The following is an 18,769-nucleotide window of genomic DNA, read 5'->3' as shown; positions in this document are numbered from 1 at the left end:
CGCCTTTGTGGTGGCGCCGGGCACGCGGCCGTTCTAGCGTGAACGCATGATCGAGCTGGATGGCCTCACGAAGAGGTACGGGAACAAGGTCGCCGTCGACCAGTTGTCGTGCGTGATCAAACCGGGAATGGTGACGGGTTTTCTGGGACCCAACGGGGCGGGCAAGTCCACCACGATGCGGATGATGCTCGATCTCGACAACCCGACCAGCGGCTCCGTGCGGATCGACGGCAAGCACTACCGCGAGCTCTCCGAACCGCTGAAGTACATCGGGGCGCTCCTGGACGCCAAGGCGATGCACGGCGGGCGCAGCGCGTACAACAATCTGCTCTGTCTGGCGCAGAGCAACCGCATTCCCGAACAGCGGGTGGCGGAGGTGCTGGAGACCGTCGGCCTGACGGCGGTGGCGCGGAAGAAGTCCAAGGGCTTCTCGCTCGGCATGGGCCAGCGCCTGGGCATCGCCTCGGCGCTGCTCGGCGACCCCCGGATCCTGATGTTCGACGAGCCGGTGAACGGTCTCGACCCCGAGGGCATCCACTGGATCCGGAACCTGATGAAGACGCTCGCCTCGCAGGGCCGGACGATCTTCGTCTCCTCGCACCTGATGAGCGAGATGGCGCTGACGGCCGATCACCTGATCGTGATCGGCCAGGGCAGGCTGCTCGCCGACACGTCGATGGCCGACTTCATCCAGGAGAACTCGCGCAGCTACGTCCGGCTGCGCTCCCCGCAGCAGGAGCGGCTGCGGGACGTGCTGCACCAGGAGGGCGTCGTCGCCGTCGAGGCGGACGGCGGCACGCTGGAGGTGGACGGTGCCACCACCGAGGACCTGGGCGAGCTGGCCGCCCGGCACGGCATCACGCTGCACGAGCTGAGCGCCCAGCGGGCGTCGCTGGAGGAGGCGTTCATGCAGATGACGGCGGGCGCGGTCGAATACCACGCGCACTCGGAGCCGGGCGGCGGCGCGCCACCGGCTCCCGGGGGCCCGCAGTGGGGCGAGGGCTGGGTCCGGCGGCCCGGCGGCGGAGAGGGGGCGTGACGATGGCTTCGGTCCCCGCGGTCCTCACTTCCGAATGGACCAAGATCCGCACGGTCTCCTCCACCACCTGGACGCTGATCTCGGCGTTCCTGGTCACCGTGGCGATGGGCGCGGCCCTGTGCGCCGTGATGAACGCCCAGTTCGACGATCTCTCCGAGGCGGAGCGGCTGACCTTCGACCCGACGTTCATCAGCTTCTCCGGGATGATCCTCGGCCAGCTGGCGATGGTGGTGTTCGGGGTGCTCGTCGTCGGTACGGAGTACAGCTCCGGCATGATCCGCACCTCCCTGGCGGCCGTGCCGCAGCGGGCGACCTTCCTGTTCAGCAAGATGCTGGTGGCCGGGGCCCTCGCGCTGGTGGTGGGCCTGCTCACCAGCTTCGTCACGTTCTTCCTCGGCCAGGCGCTGCTGGGCGACCACGGTACGGACATCGGCGCGGACAACGTGCTGCGCGCGGTCGTCGGCGGCGGCCTCTACATGGGGCTGATCGCGCTGTTCTCCATGGGGGTGGCGGCGATGCTGCGCAGCTCCATGCTGTCGCTGGGCATCCTGATGCCGTTCTTCTTCCTGGTCTCGCAGATCCTCTCGGCGGTGCCGGGTGCCAAGAAGGTCGCCCAGTACTTCCCGGACCAGGCGGGCTCCAAGATCATGCAGGTGGTGCCGGACGCGATGAACAGCGATCCGGCGCCGTACGGGCCGTGGGCCGGGCTGCTGATCATGGTGGGCTGGGTGGCAGCCGCGGTGCTCGGCGGTTTCCTCGTGCTCAAGAAGCGCGACGCCTGAGCGGGGCGGCGCGGGACTCGCCCCCGTAACGACTTGGCCGGAACCGTCAGGGCGCGGATATCCTCCTAACTCTTACGGGGGCGTACGGCCGGACGGCGTGTGCCCCGACGACAGATAAGTCGATGGGGCTGGAGCATGATCGAGGCAGTCGGCCTGACCAAGCGCTATGGCGCGAAGACGGCCGTGTACAACCTTTCCTTCCAGGTGCGGCCGGGGGCCGTCACCGGGTTCCTCGGTCCCAACGGGTCCGGCAAGTCGACCACCATGCGCATGATCCTCGGCCTGGACAGGCCGACGTCCGGCCGCGTCACCATCGGCGGCCACGACTTCCGGAGCCTGCCCAACGCACCCCGCCAGGTGGGCGCCCTGCTCGACGCGAAGGCCGTGCACGGCGGGCGCAGCGCCCGCAACCACCTGCTCTCGCTCGCCCAGCTGGCCGGCATCCCGGAGGCCCGGGTGGACGAGGTGCTGGGCGTCGTGGGCCTCCAGGACGTGGCCCGCAAGCGCTCCAAGGGCTTCTCGCTGGGCATGGGGCAGCGCCTCGGCATCGCGGCGGCGCTCCTCGGCGACCCGCAGGTGCTGCTGTTCGACGAGCCGGTCAACGGCCTCGACCCGGAGGGCATCCTCTGGGTCCGCAATCTGATGAAGATGCTGGCGTCCGAGGGCCGCACGGTCTTCGTCTCCTCGCACCTGATGAGCGAGATGGCCCTCACCGCCGACCACCTGATCGTGATCGGGCGCGGCCAACTGATGGCCGACATGAGCGTCAAGGACTTCATCTCGGCCAATTCGGCGGACTTCGCCCGGGTCCGCGTCCCGGACGAGACCCCGGAGCAGCGCGAGAAGCTGACCGCCACGCTGACCGAGGCGGGCGGCCGGGTCCTGTCGGAGCCGGACGGCGCACTGCGGGTCACCGGACTGGCGCTCCCCCGCATCAGCGACCTGGCCCACGAGTCGGACGTCCGGCTGTGGGAGCTCTCGCCGCACCAGGCGTCGCTGGAGGAGGCGTACATGCGGATGACGCAGGGCGCCGTGGACTACCGCTCGACGGCGGACCAGCGGGCCCACCTCCAGCAGCAGCCGCCGCATCCCGGCTACGGGCAGCAGCCGGGCTACGCGCCGCCGCCGCAGCAGCCCGTGCCGGACGTGCCGCAGCAGGGCTGGTTCGCCCCGCCGCCGCCCGGACAGAACCCGTACGCCGCCGGCGCACCGGCCCAGGCGCCCGTGCCTCCGGCCCCCACCGCTCCCGCCCCGGCGGCGCCCGCCGAGGCCCCCGCCCCCGCAGACCTGACCAAGCGCGAGACCAGCGAGGACCCCCGATGACCACGCCGCCGACGCCGCAGGCGCCGTACCAGCAGCCCGCGCCGCAGCAGGGGTACCAGCAGCAGCAAGGGTTCTACACCTCGCCGATCCCGCTGCGTCCCGCGACGCTCGGGGACGCGATCGCCTCGGAGTGGACCAAGATCCGGTCCGTCCGCTCGACCATGTGGACGCTCGGGGTCATGACCGCGCTGCTGCTGGTCATCGGGGTGCTCACGGCCGTGGCGGTTTCCGCGTCCGACTCCAGCATGAACGGGACCCCGGTCCTCAGCCTCGGCTTCTTCGGGGTGCTGCTCGGCACGATCTGCGTGATCACGCTCGGCGTGATGACGATCGCCTCGGAGTACGGCACCGGCATGATCCGTACGACGCTGACGGCCTGCCCGAGCCGGGGCCGGGTGCTCGGCGCCAAGGCGCTCGTCTTCTTCCTGCTCACCTTCGTCCTCACCACGGTGATGACGTCGGTGGTCGCCCTGATCCAGTCGTCCATGCTGGACGCGCGGTCCCCGAGCGGCGAGGAGTGGCTGCGCGCCACGGTCGGCGTCGGGCTCTACGTGGCCACGCTGGGGCTGCTGGCGCTCGCGGTCGGCGCGCTGATCCGGCACTCGGCCGGGGCGATCACGATCATGATCGGCGTGGTGCTGCTCCCGCTCGTGATGGCGCTCTTCATGTTCGCGAGCTCGCTGGAGGGGCTTCGGGACACGTTGCTGGAGTACTCGGTCCCGAACCAGCTGAGCGTCTTCTACGACAGTGCGGTCACGACGTCCGGCCCGTCGGGCTGGGATCCGCTGTGGATCATCATCGGCGTGACGGCGGTCGCCATGGGCGGGGCCTACATCTCGATGAACCAGCGCGACGTCTGAGGCCGCGCCACCTCAGTAGCGAGGCGCGTTCCGGGACCGCTGCACCTTCGTGGTGCGGCGGTCCTTCGCGTTCCAGCAGGCTTTGTGCCAGTGCCTGCGGTCGTCCACCCCGCCGTATTCGGACCAGGCCACCAGGTGCGGGACACCGGACGGGATCTCCTGGTCGCAGCCGGGGCAGCGGTAGCGCTTGCCCGCCGCGCTCGCGCCGCTGACCGGGCGCACCGACCACTCCTCGCCCTGCCATTCCTCCGTACGTCCTCCCCCGCCGTACCGGTCGCCCGAATCGCTCGCACTGTCGTTGCGGCTCTCGCCGCCTCGGGGGCGGTTGCGGCGCGGGGACACGTTTCACCTCACGGAACGAGCGGGGCGGGACCCGTCCAGCGTAGGGCCATTCGGGCGGGGTACCCGAATCTCCGGCTTCGCGGCGCGACGGGTTACCGGAAAATCGCAACAACTCCGCGCCGGACCGTGCCTTTGGCACGTGTCAGACGTTGATGCCAGTAGGGGAGCCGCGTCGGCCGCAAGGAGGCAATTGGCGATGCGTGTCGGAACGTTCGTACTGGCGGCCCAGTTTCCGGGCCAGGGGCCGGGGGAGGCGCTGCACCGCGCCATCCGGTCCGCCGAGGTCGCCGAGGAGTCCGGGCTCGACTCGGTCTGGCTGGCCGAGCATCACTTCGTGCCGTACGGGGTCTGCCCGTCCGCCGTCACCCTGGCCGCGCAGCTGCTCGGCCGGACCCGCCGCATCCGCGTCGGTACGGCGGTGAGCGTGCTGCCCACGCAGCATCCGGTGGCGCTCGGTGAGCAGGCCGCGCTGCTCCATCTCACCAGCGGCGGCCGGTTCAGCCTGGGGGTCGGCCGGGGCGGTCCCTGGGTGGACCTGGAGGTGTTCGGCGGTGGCCTGGAGGCGTACGAGAAGGGGTTCCCGGAGTCCCTGGGGCTGCTGCTCGACTGGCTGCGCGAGCCGCGCGTGGCCGGCCGGGGCGAGCGGTACGCCTTCCGCGAGGTCGCGGTCGTGCCCCGGGCCGACGAGCTGATCGGCGCGGACGGGGCGGAGGGGGCCGGGCCCGAGGTGATCGTCGCGTGCACCTCGCGGAAGACCGTGGAGCTCGCCGCCGACCGGGGTCTGCCGATGCTGCTCGGCATGCACTGCGGGGACGAGGAGAAGGCGGAGATGGTGGCGCTCTGGCGGTCCCGGGCGCTGGCGGCCGGCCATGCGCCGGAGAAGGTGCGCGGGGCGGGGCACGTCTCGGCCGGGGTGGCCCAGATCGCCGACCGCACCGAGGACGCCGTCGAGACGCTGGTGAAGGCGATGCCGGGCTGGCTGCGCCAGGGGCTCGGCGCGCACGTCACCGTCGACGGCCGGCACCGCGTCATGCGGGACCCCGTCGGGTACGCGGAGCTGCTGTGCGGCCTTCATCCGGTGGGCACGCCGGAGCTGGCGGCCGAGCGCCTCGCGGTGACCGCCGAGCGCACGGGCATCACCCGCTTCGCGCTCCTGGTGGAGGGTTCAGGAGATCTCGTCGCCACGGAGGAGAACGTAGCGCGGCTGGGCACGGAGGTACGGCCACTCCTCGAATGACCCCCGCGCACGGACGGAAGGGTGTACGGCGGTGTGCTTACGGAGCCGCCGCCCCGGACCAGTTGCACCTCCCGCGGCCCGGAACGGCGACGGAAGCGTTCAGCAGTCCCGTAGTTCGGGCGACTGGTTGAGCAACTGGCCCCTCACCGAGGTGAACTTGGCCAGTCGGTCGTCGACCGAGGCGTCCAGCGGGAACACCGCGACGCGGTGGCAGTTCTGGAATGCGAGACGCACCCCGAAGTGCCGCTGCAGCGCTCCGCGTATCGCATCACTCGCGAGCGCGCGCAGCAGCTGACCACGTGCCTGCTCGTTGGGCGGCGGCGTCTGGTTGTCGGCGAACTCCCCGCCGTCGACCTTCAGCTGAGCCACCAACGAGCTGATCATCTCCCATGCGTAGGGCAGGGAGGTCCGGACGCAGTCGACGAAGTCGGCTTCGTCGACCTCGCCTCGCTCGGCCTGTTCCAACAGAGCCGGTGAGACGTCGAGCGACATGGGTTCTCCTCTCGCGGCCCCGGCGGATTGCCGGAGCCTTACGGGCAGGGAAGAAGGCCGACGACGACGCAGCGTGCACGCACGACGACCTCCCGCTTCCACGGTAAGGGCGCAGTCCGGGCCGCACCAGGAGATTGGGAACACAACCGGCCAATAACGAAGGGGTTCAAAGAGGGGCAAGACAGAAAGCGACAACTCCGGAAGGGACGGGAGTGACGGATGGGTGAATCGCGCCGGGCCCCCGACGTCGAGTAGCGTTGCCGACCATGCGTCTCGTCATCGCCCGCTGCTCCGTGGACTACGCCGGCCGGCTCACGGCCCACCTGCCCTCCGCTCCCCGCCTCATCCTGGTGAAGGCGGACGGGAGCGTATCGATTCACGCCGACGACAGGGCGTACAAACCGCTCAACTGGATGTCGCCGCCCTGCACCCTGAAGGAGGGCAGCGGCGACACCGAGGGCGTCTGGACCGTGGTGAACAAGGCGGGCGAAAAACTGATCATCACGATGGAGGAAATCCTCCACGACTCGAGCCATGAGCTGGGCGTCGACCCGGGGCTGATCAAGGACGGCGTCGAGGCGCACCTCCAGGAACTGCTCGCGGACCGCATCGAGACACTGGGCGAGGGCTACACGCTGATCCGCCGCGAGTACTTCACGGCCATCGGCCCGGTCGACATCCTGTGCCGCGACGCGGACGGGCAGACGGTGGCCGTCGAACTGAAGCGGCGCGGCGACATCGACGGCGTCGAGCAGCTGACCCGCTATCTCGAACTCCTCAACCGCGACCCGCACCTGGCCCCGGTGAAGGGCATCTTCGCCGCCCAGGAGATCAAGCCGCAGGCGAGGGTCCTCGCCACGGACCGCGGCATCGGCTGCGTGGTCCTGGACTACGACGCGATGCGAGGCATCGAGGACGACAAGCTGCGCCTGTTCTGAGCGGGGGCCCGGTGGGCCCTTCGCTCGCGTGATGCCTTCGGGCCGGGGGTCGGCGCCCTCTCAGGGTTACTCCCCGGAAGGGCTGCCGCCGGCTGCGTCGGAGGAGCCGCTCGCCTGCTCCGGGGTTCCCGGCTCGTCCGGATCCGGCTCGTCCGTCTCCGTCTCCCCCGGGCTCGGCGAGTCCGTCGCGGTCTCCGTGGGCGTGGGCGAGGACGCCGACTTCGTGGGCGTCGGCGACGAGGACGTCGACGGCTTGTGGGACGACTCCGTCGCCCGGGGCGACGACGGCGAACCCGGGGACGACGGCGTACCCGGCGCCGAGGACGAAGCCGAGGGCGACACCGCAGGCGCCGACCCGGTCCCCGTGGCGGACGGCGTCACCGAGGCCGACGAGGACGCGGACCCCGAGGGGGCCGCGGTGGTGGACGGCCCGTCCGCCGGCTCCCCGGTCTCCACGTCACCGTCGTCGTAGATGCTGTCGTCGTCCGGCAGCTCCTGCTCGGTCGACGTACCGGCCCCGCCCTGCGGGTCGCTGCTCGACGTCAGCCCGAGCGTCACCACCGTGCCGAGCACCCCGGCCAGCAGCACGCCCGCCCCGGCGGCGACCAGATTGCGCCGGGCGCCGCCGATGAGGGCCAGCGGCCCGCCCCGCGCCGCACCCTTTCCGCCGCCCGCGGCCGGCGCGGGCACGGGCACCGTCATCGGCTCCTGCCGGGGCACCACGGCGGTGTCGGCGAACGCACTCGTCATCGAGACCGGCACGACGGCCGGCACCCCCAGCGGCGGAGACGCCTCGAACGACCCGTCGCCCTCCGGCCGGCCCGCGGCCCGGTCCTCGACCAGGGCGAGCGCCCGCCGCCCGGCCACCGCGCCGCTCTTGTCGGCGAGCGCCCCGCGCATGCTGATCGCGGTCTCCAGCTCCGCCCTGGCCCGGTCGGGGTGACCGGTGCAGAGGGCGAGGACGCCCAACTCGTGGTGGAAGTACGCCTCTTCCGCGACCTCCCCGGCGAGCCGTCCGGCCTCCTGGCCGATCCGGAGCGCCCGCTCCCAGGCCCCCCAGAGCAGCCCGGCCGCGAAGGCGGGCGCCGCGCTGCGGGCGAGGAGCACGGCGGCGCTCGTCCCTCCGGCCGCTTCCCCCGGCACCAGCCGGCTCATGGCGGCGACGATCGCGTCGGCCTCGGCGGCCGCCCGTTCGGGGGTGACCGAGGGGTGACCGGTCCACCAGGCGTAGTGCTGGGCGGCGGTGCGGGCGCGGTCGGCGGCGTCGTCCTCGTAACCGGCCGCCGCCAGCTGGGCCAGGACCCCGGCGGCCAGCCGGTAGCGGGAGCCGGACGGGGAGAGCAGCCCGCAGCCGGCCAGCTCGCCGAGGGCGGCGTCGGCGTGGGTGTCCCCGACGAGGGCGGGCAGATGGGCCTGGTGCGGCACCTCGCCGCCGAGGGCCACCGCGAACCGCAGCGTGTCGCGGGCGGCTTCGCTCAGCCGGGAGGCGAGCAGGCTCGCGGGCGCCGCGCCCTCGCCGAGGCTGGGCAGCGGCACATCGGACTCCCCGCCCGCCTCGGGCGCGGGCGGCGCGTCGGCGGGCCGGTTCTCCAGATAGCCGTACTCGTCGTACGCGGAGGCGTCGGTGCGCAGCTGGTCGCGCTGGCGCAGCAGCGCACCGGCCTGGACGAAGCGCAGGGGCAGACCCTCGGACTCGAACCAGAGGTCTCCGGCCCAGTTGGCCTCCTCCTCGGTGAGCTGCCGTTCGACCACCTTGCGCAGCAGGTCGAGGGAGGTGGCGCGGTCGAGGCCGGTGAGGAAGACCTCTTCGAGTGCGGAGTCGGCGCCGGGCGCGGCGACCTCGGGCGTGGCGGCGAGGAGGAAGGCGCACTCGGGGGTCGCGTCGAGGAGTTCGTCCAGGGCTGCGCCGCCGAACTCCAGGTCGTCCAGGACGACGACGGCCCCGGTGGTGCGCAGCGTCTCCAGCAGGAGCGCACGGTCCGGCCGGTGCAGGGGGGCGTCGTACACGGCGTCGAAGAGCGCGTGGAGCAGATCGGTGGCGGTGCGCTTGTGGCCGCTGAGGCGGACGACCCCGTCGGGCGCGAAGTCCGCGCAGTCGGCGGCGACGGCGTCGAGCAGGGCGGTACGGCCGGAACCGGCCGGTCCGGTGAGCCGGACGGAGCGGCCGCGGGCGAGGAGGCGGGTCAGCCGTTCGCGTTCCTCGTCGCGCCGCAGCAGCGGGAGCCGGGGCGCGGTCGGGCCGGGCGGGACGGGGGGCGTCGCGGCGCGGGCGCGGGCGGCGCGCTCGGCGGGGGTGCGGCGGACGGGTGCCGAGGGCCGCTCACCGGGCGGGCACGGCTCGACCTCGCTGCCGTCGACGGGGTTGACGGTGAGCTTCAGGTCGCCGGTGACGAGGGTGACCATGCGGACCTGCTGCGGCGTTTGCTGACCGAAATCCGGGGTCAGTGGATCGCGGGAGGGGCGGCGTCGGCCGGCCTCCTCGGCGAAGTCCTTGCTGTCGTGGCCGAACTCTTCCGGCCCCCGGTGTATCGGGTCCATCGCCAAAGCTCCCAAGACGCGTCGAGCGCGGTTGTCCCTCCCGGCCTCGCACGTCCAGATGCCGCCCACGGTCCGGTGTCCGCCGGGTCGGGTCCGTCTATCGGCAGACGGCCGAACCCTAAACCTTCGCACAGTATCCACGACCATCCGGGGTGGCGCGCCGCCCCGAGATCACGGTCTCGTGAGGATTGTGTGCCCTCTCGCCGTACGGTCACCGAGGGGGCACGGGGTGTTCCCGTACGGCCCTCAGACGCGGGGCAGGGACTCCGCCGCGATCCCGCCCTCGATGGCGAGGATGCGGTGCAGCCGCGTGGCCACCAGGAGGCGCTGCATCTGCGGAGGCACTCCGCGCAGCACGAGACGCCGTCCGGCGCGCCCGGCCCTGCGGTGTGCGCCCATGATGACGCCGAGACCGGTGGCGTCCCACGAATCCAGCTCGGTCAGGTCGAGCACCAGATCGCCGACGCCGTCGTCCACGGCCGAGTGCAGGACCGTACGGGCGTCCGCCGCGCTTCGGACGTCGAGGCGGCCCCCGACGACCAGCTCGGCGTGGTCGCCCCTGATGTGCATATGCGCTCCCCTGGAATGCTCCGTGGCCCGGTCCGTCTGTCCGAAACTGTCTCTGCCCCAACTGACTGCGGCAGCGACAGGGTAGTTGCCGTCTGTAAGCGAACCGATACCGAATTCACTCCGAGGAGTGATGTGGAAGGGTCGCGAACGCTGGTGGACCCGGTGGATCCGGACGGCGTTCCCCGAACGGCACCCGGTGCGGCTGACAGCGGATCAGCCGGACCGGACCGAAAATGATCAGTAGGTGTAGAAGCCCTGCCCGCTCTTGCGCCCGATGTCACCTGCATCGACCATCCGGCGCATCAGCTCAGGGGCGGCGAACTTCTCGTCCTGCGACTCGGTGTAGATGTTGCTCGTGGCGTGCAGCAGGATGTCGACGCCGGTGAGGTCCGCGGTCGCGAGCGGCCCCATCGCGTGGCCGAAACCGAGCTTGCACGCGACATCGATGTCCTCGGCCGTGGCGACGCCCGACTCGTACAGCTTGGCGGCCTCGACCACGAGCGCCGAGATCAGCCGGGTGGTGACGAAGCCGGCCACGTCGCGGTTGACGACGATGCAGGTCTTGCCGACGGACTCGGCGAACTCCCGCGCGGCGGCCAGGGTTTCGTCGCTGGTCTTGTAGCCGCGTACGAGCTCGCAGAGCTGCATCATCGGGACCGGCGAGAAGAAGTGCACGCCGACGACGCGCTCCGGGCGCTCCGTCACGGCCGCGATCTTGGTGATCGGGATGGCGGAGGTGTTGGAGGCGAGCACGGCGTCGTCCCGGACGATCTTGTCGAGCGACCGGAAGATCTCGTGCTTCACCTCCAGCTTCTCGAAGACGGCCTCGACCACGATGTCCGCGTCGGCGACGGCGTCCAGGTCGGTGGTCGTGGTGATCCGGCCCAGCGCGGCCTCGGCGTCGGCCGCGTCCAGCTTGCCCTTGGCGACGAACTTGTCGAAGGAGCCCTTGATGCCGTCGCGGCCGCGGGTCAGGGCCTCGTCGGTGACGTCGCGCAGCACGACGTCCCAGCCGGCCTGGGCGGAGACCTGCGCGATGCCGGACCCCATGAGTCCGGCTCCGATGACGGCGAGCTTCCTGGCCACGTTGGCACCCCTCTGTATGTGTCGCTGGTTCTGGTCCATGCCCTCCGGCGGAGGTTAGTACCCGGGGCGGGCGCTGGGGCCGCGAAGAGATGCGCGTCACGTCTCAAATGACGGACATCACACCAGGGGGCGTCATTCGGCGGCGCGCCGGGCGTAGTTGAGCACCTTTTCGCCCAGCAGGTCCTCGATGTCGTCCAGCAGGACGAGCGCGCGCCTGGACACCTCGGCGGGCTTGCCGCCGGCCACCATCTCCTGCCCGATGTACCCCATGAGCGTGCCGTGGACCCAGGAGAGCTGACCGGCCACCAGGACGGGCGTCCGGTCCCCCGCCCCGGCGCCGCTCACCTCCACGAGGGTGGCCTCCAGGTGCTGCGCGGCCTCCTGCTGGATGTGCCAGAGGCGGGCCTTGAGGCTGTCGGCCTCCTCGATGACCCGCATGAAGCGGGCGTACCCGTCCATCAGGCCGACGGTGGGCGACACGCCCTCGACCTGGACGCGCAGCTCCCGCAGCACGGCGTCGGCCGCGGATTCGCCCTTGTCGCGGCCCCTGACGTACCGCGAGAGGCGCTCCACGACGCCCGCGCTCCGGTCCAGGAACAGGTCCTCCTTGGCGGGGAAGTAGTTGTACACGGTGTTGACCGAGACGTCGGCGGCGTGGGCGATCTCGGCGATCGTCACCGCGTCGAAGCCCCGTTCCAGGAAGAGGCCGGTGGCCACGTCCGAGAGGTGCTGCCTGGTCTGCCGCTTCTTGCGCTCCCTGAGTCCCTCAGCCATGGGTCCATCGTAGATCGTCTGGGGTTCGAGCAAATTTGGAGTCATTGCATTTTTTCAGTGACTCTGTTTTCGTGGAGGCCATGACCGTCATCAGCACGTCCGGGCTCGCCCGGACCTTCATGGGCAAGTCCGGCCCCGTCGAGGCCGTCCGCCGCCTCGACCTCACCGTCGCGGCCGGCGAGATCGTCGGCCTGCTCGGCCCCAACGGCGCGGGCAAGACGACCACCCTGCGCATGCTCACCACGCTGCTCTCCCCCACCGGCGGCGCGGCCACCGTCGCCGGTCGCGACCTGGTCGCCGACCCGGCGGGCGTACGCGCGCAGTGCGGGTACGTCGCCCAGTCGGGCGGTGTCGACCCCCACACCAGCGTGCGGGAGGAGCTGGTCACCCAGGGCCGGATGTACCGGCTCGGCAAGGCGGCGGCGATCGCCCGGGCCGCCGAACTCGCCCGGGAACTCGGCCTGTCGGAGCTGCTCGACCGGCGGACCGCGACCCTCTCCGGCGGCCAGCGCCGCCGCCTGGACATCGCGATGGGGCTCACCCACCGTCCCGCCGTGCTCTTCCTGGACGAGCCGACCACCGGGCTCGACCCGGGCAGCCGCGCCGACCTCTGGGACCTGGTGCGCCGGCTGCGCGACGCGCACGACACCACCGTCGTGCTCACCACGCACTACCTGGACGAGGCGGACGCGCTCGCCGACCGGCTCGTCGTCATCGACGGCGGCCTGGTGGCGGCGGAGGGGACCCCGGCCGCGCTGAAGACCCGTTACGCGGGCTCGCCCGACGCCACGCTCCAGGACGCCTTCCTGGCCCTCACCGGACGCCGCCCCGCCGCCGACACCGCTCCCCTCGCGGTCTGACCCCCTCAGGAACGCCATGCTGCTGCACGACACCGCGCTGGTCTTCGGGCGTTACGCCCGCCAGACCCTGCGCTCCAGGTTCCAGATCCTCTTCGGCATCCTGATGCCCCTGCTCTACCTGCTCTTCTTCGGCCCCCTGCTCACCGGACTGCCGCTCGGCGGGGACACCGACTCCTGGCAGATCCTGGTGCCCGGACTGCTGCTCCAGCTCGGCCTGTTCGGCGCCTCGTTCGCCGGGTTCGGCCTCATCATCGACAAGTCGACCGGTGTGGTCGAGCGGATGCGGGTGACCCCGCTGAGCCGGGCGGCGCTGCTGCTGGGCCGGGTGCTGCGGGACGCGCTGCTCTTCGTGTTCCAGGCGGTGCTGCTGGTGCTCGTCGCCGTACTGATGGGGCTGCGCGCGCCGCTGGCCGGGGTGCTGACCGGTTTCGTCTTCGTCGGCCTGCTGACGGTCTCGCTGGCCTCGCTCTCGTACGCGCTCGCGATGCGGGTCTCGACGCCGCAGGAGTTCGGGCCCGTCATCAACGCGCTCACGATGCCGGCCATGCTGCTGTCCGGCCTGATGCTGCCGATGACCCTCGGCCCGAAGTGGCTCGACGTCCTCTCGCACTTCACGCCGTTCCGCTACCTGGTGGACGCGGTGCGGGACGCGTACGCGGGCTCGTACGCCACCGGGCACATGCTGTACGGGGTCCTGGTCGCCCTCGGCTTCGCCGCGCTGGCCGTGACGGTGGGCACACGTGTCTTCCGGAAGGCCGGGGCGTAACTACTCTGGCCGCATGGTCAATCTGACGCGCATCTACACCCGCACCGGCGACACCGGCACCACCGCACTCGGCGACATGAGCCGCACCGCCAAGACCGATCTGCGGATCTCCGCGTACGCCGACGCCAACGAGGCCAACGCGGTCATCGGCACCGCCATCGCTCTCGGGCAGCTGGACGAGGACGTCGTGAAGGTCTTGGTCCGCGTGCAGAACGACCTGTTCGACGTGGGCGCGGACCTGTCCACGCCGGTGGTCCAGGACCCGAAGTACCCGCCGCTGCGGGTGGAGCAGTCGTACGTCGACAAGCTGGAGGCCGACTGCGACCACTACCTGGAACAGGTGGAGAAGCTCCGCAGCTTCATCCTCCCCGGCGGCACGCCGGGCGCCGCGCTGCTCCACCAGGCGTGCACCGTGGTCCGGCGCGCCGAGCGGTCCACCTGGGCGGCGATGGAGGTGCACGGCGAGGTGATGAATGCGCTGACCGCGACCTACCTCAACCGCCTCTCGGACCTGCTGTTCATCCTGGCCCGGGTGGCGAACAAGGAGGTCGGCGACGTGCTGTGGGTGCCGGGCGGCGAGCGCTGAGCGGCACGGCTCACCGCCCGGCCGGGTCCTTGCTGGGCTCCTGCTTCGGGAACAGCGTGTAGCTCGCCGCGATGACCAGGTTGATCCCGATGACCAGCAGCATCGTCCGCTGCCAGGACCGCAGCGAGCTCACGTCCCCGTCACCGCCGACGTACCAGACGGCCGCCTGGAGCAGGGCCAGCGCGGTGGCGGCGGCCACGGTCCAGCGGGCGGCGGTCCGCCACTCGTGGACCGCCCGCGCCTTCCCGTACTTCGGCGGCTTCACCGGCGGCGGGCCACCGGCGAACCGGTGGGCGACGCGGGCGTCGGCCCACTTGATGGTGGAGTGCCCGAGGCCGACCGTGAAGCCGATGTACACCGCGGCGAGCCCGTGCTTCCAGTCCGGCTCGGCGCCGTTCTTCAGGTCCACGGCGGTCACCGCGAGCAGGACGAGCTCCAGCACCGGCTCGCACAGCAGCACGGCCGCGCCCAGGCGCGGCTTGCGCGCCCCGTAACGCAGCGCGAGCCCGGCGGCCAGCAGCACCCAGAAGGCGATCTCGCAGGCGACGATCAGTGTGACGATCACGGTCCGCTCCCTTTCTCTCCCTTCCAGCCTGGCCGCCGCGCGGGCCCGGATCATCGGCCCAGGTGACGAGAGCCGGCTGCATACTTCGATGTAGTGCCGACCCTGTCCCTGCCCCGCCCGCACCGCGACGACGTGCTCATCGCGGCCCTCGGGCTGCTCGGCGGACTGATGCTGTGGCTGCTCGGCCTCCCCATGCGGACCGGTGACGTCCTCGGGGACGCCCGCCTGCCGCTCGTCCCGCTCGTCGTGATGTCGGCGGCGGAACTGCTGCGCAGGACCTCGCCCCGCACCGCCCTGACCATCGGCTCCGTCGCGCTCGTCGCGGACCAGTGCACCCACGGCAGCCTGGCCACCGTGGCGATGTACACCGACGTCATGTACGCGGCGGTGCTGTACGGGACCCCGGCGGCCGCCCGCCGCATCCCGGTGATCACCTTCCTGATCTCCCTCGTCGTCACCGTCGGCTCGCTCGCCTGGACGCGCAGCCCCGAGGCCCTGCTCGTCGGCATCGTGACCGCCCTCGTCGTCTTCGTGCCCGCCCTGACCGGGGTCAGCGTGCGCAACCACCGGGACGCCGCCGCCGCGGCCCGGCTGCGCGCCGACCAGACCGCCCTGCTCGCCGAGATGGACCGCGCCCAGGCGGTGACCGCCGAGCGGGCCCGGATGGCGCGCGAGCTGCACGACCTGGTCGCCAACCACCTGTCCGCCATCGCCATCCACTCCACCGCCGCGCTCTCCCTCGGCGACCCGGAGACCTCGCGCGACGCCCTCGGGGTCATCCGCGAGAACAGCGTCGAGGGTCTGGCCGAAATGCGCCGCCTGATCGGGCTGCTGCGCACCGGAGCCGCCGACGCCGAGCCCAGCAGCTCGCCGTCCCTGGCTTCACTGGACGCGCTGGTCGAGCAGCACCGCGCCGCCGCCGCGGACGCCGGGCTCCGCTTCGTGCTGGAGGACGCCGGGGACGGCGGGGCGCGCCTCCCGGCGCCGGTCGGGCTGGCCGCGTACAGGATCGTGCAGGAGTCCCTGACCAACGCGCTCAAGCACGCGGCGCCGGGCCCGGTCACGGTGCGGCTGGGACGGGCGGGGCGGCGGCTGACGGTGGAGGTGAGCAGCGTGCTCGGGGAGCGGGCCGGGCCGCGCGCGCCGGGGTCGGGAGCGGGTCTGGTGGGAATGCGGGAGCGGGTGGCGCTGCTCGGCGGGGAGTTCGAGGCGGGCCCGGTGGACGGCACGTGGCGGGTGCGGGCGGAACTGCCCGCGGACGAAGGGGAAACGGGGTCATGACGGTCCGGGTGGTGGTCGCGGAGGACCAGACGGCGGTACGGGCGGGGCTGGTGCTCATCCTGGGCAGCGCGCCGGACATCGAGGTCGTCGGGGAGGCCGGGGACGGCGAGGAGGCGGTGCGGCTGGCCCGTGAGCTGCGGCCGGACCTGGTGCTGATGGACGTGCAGATGCCGCGCCTGGACGGGGTGTCGGCGACCCGGCAGGTGACCGGCGAAGGGCTGGCGGACGTGCTGGTGCTGACGACGTTCGACCTGGACGCCTACGTGTTCGGGGCGCTGCGGGCGGGGGCCTCGGGCTTCCTGCTGAAGGACACCGAGGCGGCCGGGCTGCTCGACGCGGTGCGCACGGTGGCCCGCGGCGAGGGGCTGATCGCCCCGGCCGTGACGCGGCGGCTGATCGCGGAGTTCGCGGGGACCGGCCCCGGGCGGGCGGCACAGGCGCCGGACGCGTCGGTGCTGGAGGCGCTGACCCGGCGGGAGCGCGAGGTGCTGGGGTGCCTCGGCGAGGGGTTGTCGAACGCGGAGATCGCGGAGCGGCTCTCCATGGCGGAGGCGACGGCGAAGACGCACGTCAGCCGGTTGCTGGGCAAGCTGGAACTGCGCAGCCGGGTCCAGGCGGCGGTGCTGGCCCAGGAGTTGGGCGTCTGAGGTTTATTCAGCGGACGGCCACGATCTTTGGTCTGGACCTCTTGACGATTGGTCCAGACCTTCTTAATCTCACCGAACACACTGCGGTGAGCCTGCCATGACAAAAGCGGGCTCTGGGCGGCGCAGGGCAGCAGTTCACGGACCACCCCGTATGTCCGGACCTCACCCGAGGAGCACCGTTGAGCACTGAGACCCCCCGCCGGACCCGATTCAGATTCGGGACCGGTCGAGCCACCAGAACCAGAGCCGTCGCGGGCCTCTCCGCACTGCTCCTTCCCCTCGCCGCGATGGTCGGCCTGGCCTCCCCCGCCGAGGCGGCGACCTCCGCCACGGCCACGTACCTCAAGAAGTCCGACTGGGGCTCCGGCTTCGAGGGCCAGTGGACGGTGAAGAACACCGGCACCACGTCCCTCAGCTCCTGGACCATCGAGTGGGACTTCCCCAGCGGCACCGCCGTCGGCTCCGCCTGGGACGCCACCGTCACCCACACGGGCGACCACTGGACCGCCAAGAACGTCGGCTGGAACGGCACCATCGCCCCCGGTGCCAGCGTCTCCTTCGGCTTCAACGGCACCGGCTCCGGTGGCGGCTCGGCCACCAACTGCACGCTGAACGGCGCCTCCTGCGACGGCGGTCCCACCGTTCCCGGCGACAACGCCCCCTCGGCGCCGGGCACCCCCACCGCGAGCGGCATCACCGACACCTCGGTGAAGCTCAGCTGGACCGCGGCCACCGACGACAAGGGCATCAAGAACTACGACGTCCTGCGGGACGGCGCGGTCGTCGCCACGGTCACCGGCACCACGTACACCAACACCGGCCTCACCGCGGGCACGGACTACTCGTACAGCGTGCAGGCGCGGGACACCGCCGGCCAGACCGGCCCGGTCAGCGGCGCGGTCAAGGTCCACACCACCGGCGGCGGTGACGACGGCGGCAACGAGACCGGCGACAAGGTCAACCTCGGCTACTTCGCCGAGTGGGGCGTCTACGGGCGCAACTACCACGTCAAGAACCTGGACACGTCCGGTTCGGCCTCGAAGATCACGCACATCAACTACGCCTTCGGCAACGTCCAGGGCGGCAAGTGCACCATCGGCGACTCCTACGCCGACTACGACAAGGCGTACACCGCCGACCAGTCCGTCGACGGCGTCGCCGACACCTGGGACCAGCCGCTGCGCGGCAGCTTCAACCAGCTGCGCAAGCTGAAGGCGAAGTACCCCCACATCAAGGTGCTGTGGTCCTTCGGCGGCTGGACCTGGTCCGGCGGCTTCGGCCAGGCGGCGCAGAACCCGGCCGCGTTCGCCGACTCCTGCTACAGCCTGGTCGAGGACCCGCGCTGGGCCGATGTCTTCGACGGCATCGACATCGACTGGGAGTACCCCAACGCCTGCGGCCTGACCTGTGACACCAGCGGCCCGGACGCCCTGAAGAAGCTCACCTCGGCGCTGCGCACCAAGTTCGGCAAGGACTACCTGGTCACCGCCGCCATCACGGCCGACGGCTCCCAGGGCGGCAAGATCGACCTGGCGGACTACGCCGGCGCCGCGCAGTCGCTCAACTGGTACAACGTGATGACGTACGACTTCTTCGGCGCCTGGGACGCGAAGGGCCCGACGGCTCCGCACTCCCCGCTGAACTCGTACGACGGCATCCCGATCGCCGGCTTCAACTCCGCCGACGCCATCGCCAAGCTGAAGGCCCAGGGCGTCCCCGCGTCCAAGCTGCTGCTCGGCATCGGCTTCTACGGCCGCGGCTGGACCGGCGTCACCCAGGACGCGCCCGGCGGCACCGCCACCGGCGCCGCCCCGGGCACGTACGAGGCGGGCATCGAGGACTACAAGGTCCTCAAGAACACCTGCCCGACCACCGGCACGATCGCCGGCACCGCGTACGCCCACTGCGGCACCAACTGGTGGAGCTACGACACCCCGGCCACCATCAAGTCCAAGATGGCCTGGGCGAAGACGCAGGGCCTGGGAGGCGCGTTCTTCTGGGAGTTCAGCGGGGACACCAGCAACGGTGAACTCGTGAGCGCGATGAACACCGGCCTCAAGTAACCCCCTAGAGGCTCAACCCC

At 71.6% G+C, this 18,769-nt stretch carries 19 protein-coding genes; 12 read left to right on the top strand and 7 right to left on the bottom strand.

Translation table 11 applies throughout. The features are described 5' to 3' along the window. Nucleotides 1-46 precede the first annotated feature (46 nt). The 4 genes from AB0L33_RS13235 (at nt 47) to AB0L33_RS13220 (ending at nt 4,004) form a co-directional block, all read left to right on the top strand. A complete protein-coding gene (locus AB0L33_RS13235) occupies nt 47-1,039 on the top strand; it encodes an ATP-binding cassette domain-containing protein (protein ID WP_365680626.1) in 993 nt (330 codons plus the stop codon). Nucleotides 1,040-1,041: 2 nt separating this feature from the next. Continuing rightward, a complete protein-coding gene (locus tag AB0L33_RS13230; RefSeq protein ID WP_365680624.1) occupies nt 1,042-1,821 on the top strand; it encodes an ABC transporter permease subunit in 780 nt (259 codons plus the stop codon). Nucleotides 1,822-1,956: 135 nt separating this feature from the next. Beyond that, nucleotides 1,957-3,144 (top strand): ABC transporter ATP-binding protein, encoded by a 1,188-nt coding sequence (locus AB0L33_RS13225; protein WP_365680621.1) that lies wholly within the window; start codon nt 1,957-1,959, stop codon nt 3,142-3,144. Next, entirely contained in the window at nt 3,141-4,004 is an 864-nt protein-coding gene (locus AB0L33_RS13220; RefSeq protein WP_365680619.1) for an ABC transporter permease, read from the top strand. The genes AB0L33_RS13225 and AB0L33_RS13220 overlap by 4 nt, the downstream gene beginning before the upstream one ends. Before the next feature lie 12 nt (nt 4,005-4,016). Here AB0L33_RS13220 and AB0L33_RS13215 read toward each other — a convergent pair whose 3' ends face one another. Further along, nucleotides 4,017-4,346, bottom strand: a complete 330-nt coding sequence (locus AB0L33_RS13215; protein WP_365680617.1) for an ATP/GTP-binding protein — start codon at nt 4,344-4,346, stop codon at nt 4,017-4,019. A 196-nt stretch (nt 4,347-4,542) separates the two neighbouring features. Here AB0L33_RS13215 and AB0L33_RS13210 point away from each other — a divergent pair, with 196 nt between their 5' ends. Then, complete coding sequence (locus AB0L33_RS13210; RefSeq protein ID WP_365680615.1) at nt 4,543-5,583, top strand: LLM class flavin-dependent oxidoreductase; 1,041 nt, start codon at nt 4,543-4,545, stop codon at nt 5,581-5,583. A gap of 99 nt (nt 5,584-5,682) precedes the next feature. Here AB0L33_RS13210 and AB0L33_RS13205 read toward each other — a convergent pair whose 3' ends face one another. Further along, nucleotides 5,683-6,075 carry an SCO5389 family protein gene (locus tag AB0L33_RS13205; protein WP_018102614.1) on the bottom strand — a complete coding sequence of 131 codons (393 nt, stop codon included), beginning with the start codon at nt 6,073-6,075 and terminating at the stop codon, nt 5,683-5,685. Nucleotides 6,076-6,341: 266 nt separating this feature from the next. Here AB0L33_RS13205 and nucS point away from each other — a divergent pair, with 266 nt between their 5' ends. Next, nucleotides 6,342-7,013 carry an endonuclease NucS gene (gene nucS, locus AB0L33_RS13200; protein ID WP_018550058.1) on the top strand — a complete coding sequence of 224 codons (672 nt, stop codon included), beginning with the start codon at nt 6,342-6,344 and terminating at the stop codon, nt 7,011-7,013. A 66-nt stretch (nt 7,014-7,079) separates the two neighbouring features. Here nucS and AB0L33_RS13195 read toward each other — a convergent pair whose 3' ends face one another. From AB0L33_RS13195 to AB0L33_RS13180, 4 genes are all read right to left on the bottom strand, one after another. After that, nucleotides 7,080-9,551, bottom strand: coding sequence for an ATP-binding protein (locus tag AB0L33_RS13195; protein ID WP_365680613.1), 2,472 nt, complete (start codon nt 9,549-9,551; stop codon nt 7,080-7,082). A gap of 246 nt (nt 9,552-9,797) precedes the next feature. Continuing rightward, nucleotides 9,798-10,121, bottom strand: a complete 324-nt coding sequence (locus AB0L33_RS13190; RefSeq protein ID WP_003966237.1) for an STAS domain-containing protein — start codon at nt 10,119-10,121, stop codon at nt 9,798-9,800. A gap of 237 nt (nt 10,122-10,358) precedes the next feature. Then, nucleotides 10,359-11,207 (bottom strand): 3-hydroxyacyl-CoA dehydrogenase family protein, encoded by an 849-nt coding sequence (locus AB0L33_RS13185; protein WP_365680610.1) that lies wholly within the window; start codon nt 11,205-11,207, stop codon nt 10,359-10,361. 132 nt (nt 11,208-11,339) lie between these two features. Continuing rightward, nucleotides 11,340-11,981, bottom strand: a complete 642-nt coding sequence (locus AB0L33_RS13180) for a TetR/AcrR family transcriptional regulator (RefSeq protein ID WP_365680608.1) — start codon at nt 11,979-11,981, stop codon at nt 11,340-11,342. Nucleotides 11,982-12,061: 80 nt separating this feature from the next. Here AB0L33_RS13180 and AB0L33_RS13175 point away from each other — a divergent pair, with 80 nt between their 5' ends. Genes AB0L33_RS13175 through AB0L33_RS13165 form a run of 3 tightly spaced genes read left to right on the top strand, consistent with a single transcriptional unit; the run spans nt 12,062 to nt 14,193 of the window. Further along, nucleotides 12,062-12,841 carry an ATP-binding cassette domain-containing protein gene (locus tag AB0L33_RS13175; protein ID WP_365680606.1) on the top strand — a complete coding sequence of 260 codons (780 nt, stop codon included), beginning with the start codon at nt 12,062-12,064 and terminating at the stop codon, nt 12,839-12,841. A 16-nt stretch (nt 12,842-12,857) separates the two neighbouring features. After that, nucleotides 12,858-13,607: an ABC transporter permease gene (locus AB0L33_RS13170; RefSeq protein ID WP_365680604.1), complete on the top strand. Its 750-nt coding sequence runs from the start codon at nt 12,858-12,860 to the stop codon at nt 13,605-13,607. A 13-nt stretch (nt 13,608-13,620) separates the two neighbouring features. After that, nucleotides 13,621-14,193 (top strand): cob(I)yrinic acid a,c-diamide adenosyltransferase, encoded by a 573-nt coding sequence (locus tag AB0L33_RS13165; RefSeq protein ID WP_365680602.1) that lies wholly within the window; start codon nt 13,621-13,623, stop codon nt 14,191-14,193. A 10-nt stretch (nt 14,194-14,203) separates the two neighbouring features. Here AB0L33_RS13165 and AB0L33_RS13160 read toward each other — a convergent pair whose 3' ends face one another. Further along, a complete protein-coding gene (locus AB0L33_RS13160) occupies nt 14,204-14,758 on the bottom strand; it encodes a hypothetical protein (RefSeq protein ID WP_365680600.1) in 555 nt (184 codons plus the stop codon). A gap of 93 nt (nt 14,759-14,851) precedes the next feature. Here AB0L33_RS13160 and AB0L33_RS13155 point away from each other — a divergent pair, with 93 nt between their 5' ends. The 3 genes from AB0L33_RS13155 (at nt 14,852) to AB0L33_RS13145 (ending at nt 18,749) form a co-directional block, all read left to right on the top strand. Further along, nucleotides 14,852-16,039, top strand: coding sequence for a histidine kinase (locus AB0L33_RS13155; RefSeq protein WP_365680598.1), 1,188 nt, complete (start codon nt 14,852-14,854; stop codon nt 16,037-16,039). Further along, a complete protein-coding gene (locus AB0L33_RS13150; RefSeq protein ID WP_365680596.1) occupies nt 16,036-16,686 on the top strand; it encodes a response regulator transcription factor in 651 nt (216 codons plus the stop codon). Before AB0L33_RS13155 ends, AB0L33_RS13150 begins: the two co-directional genes overlap by 4 nt. Nucleotides 16,687-16,865: 179 nt before the next feature. Beyond that, nucleotides 16,866-18,749 carry a glycoside hydrolase family 18 chitinase gene (locus tag AB0L33_RS13145; RefSeq protein WP_365680594.1) on the top strand — a complete coding sequence of 628 codons (1,884 nt, stop codon included), beginning with the start codon at nt 16,866-16,868 and terminating at the stop codon, nt 18,747-18,749. The last annotated feature ends 20 nt before the right edge of the window (nt 18,750-18,769 follow it).

It is taken from the genome of Streptomyces sp. NPDC052299 (genome assembly GCF_040679335.1).
In the GTDB taxonomy this organism is placed as follows: Bacteria; Actinomycetota; Actinomycetes; order Streptomycetales; family Streptomycetaceae; genus Streptomyces.
Note: the sequence above shows the minus strand (reverse complement) of the source record. Positions and strands in the feature narration are given on the sequence as shown.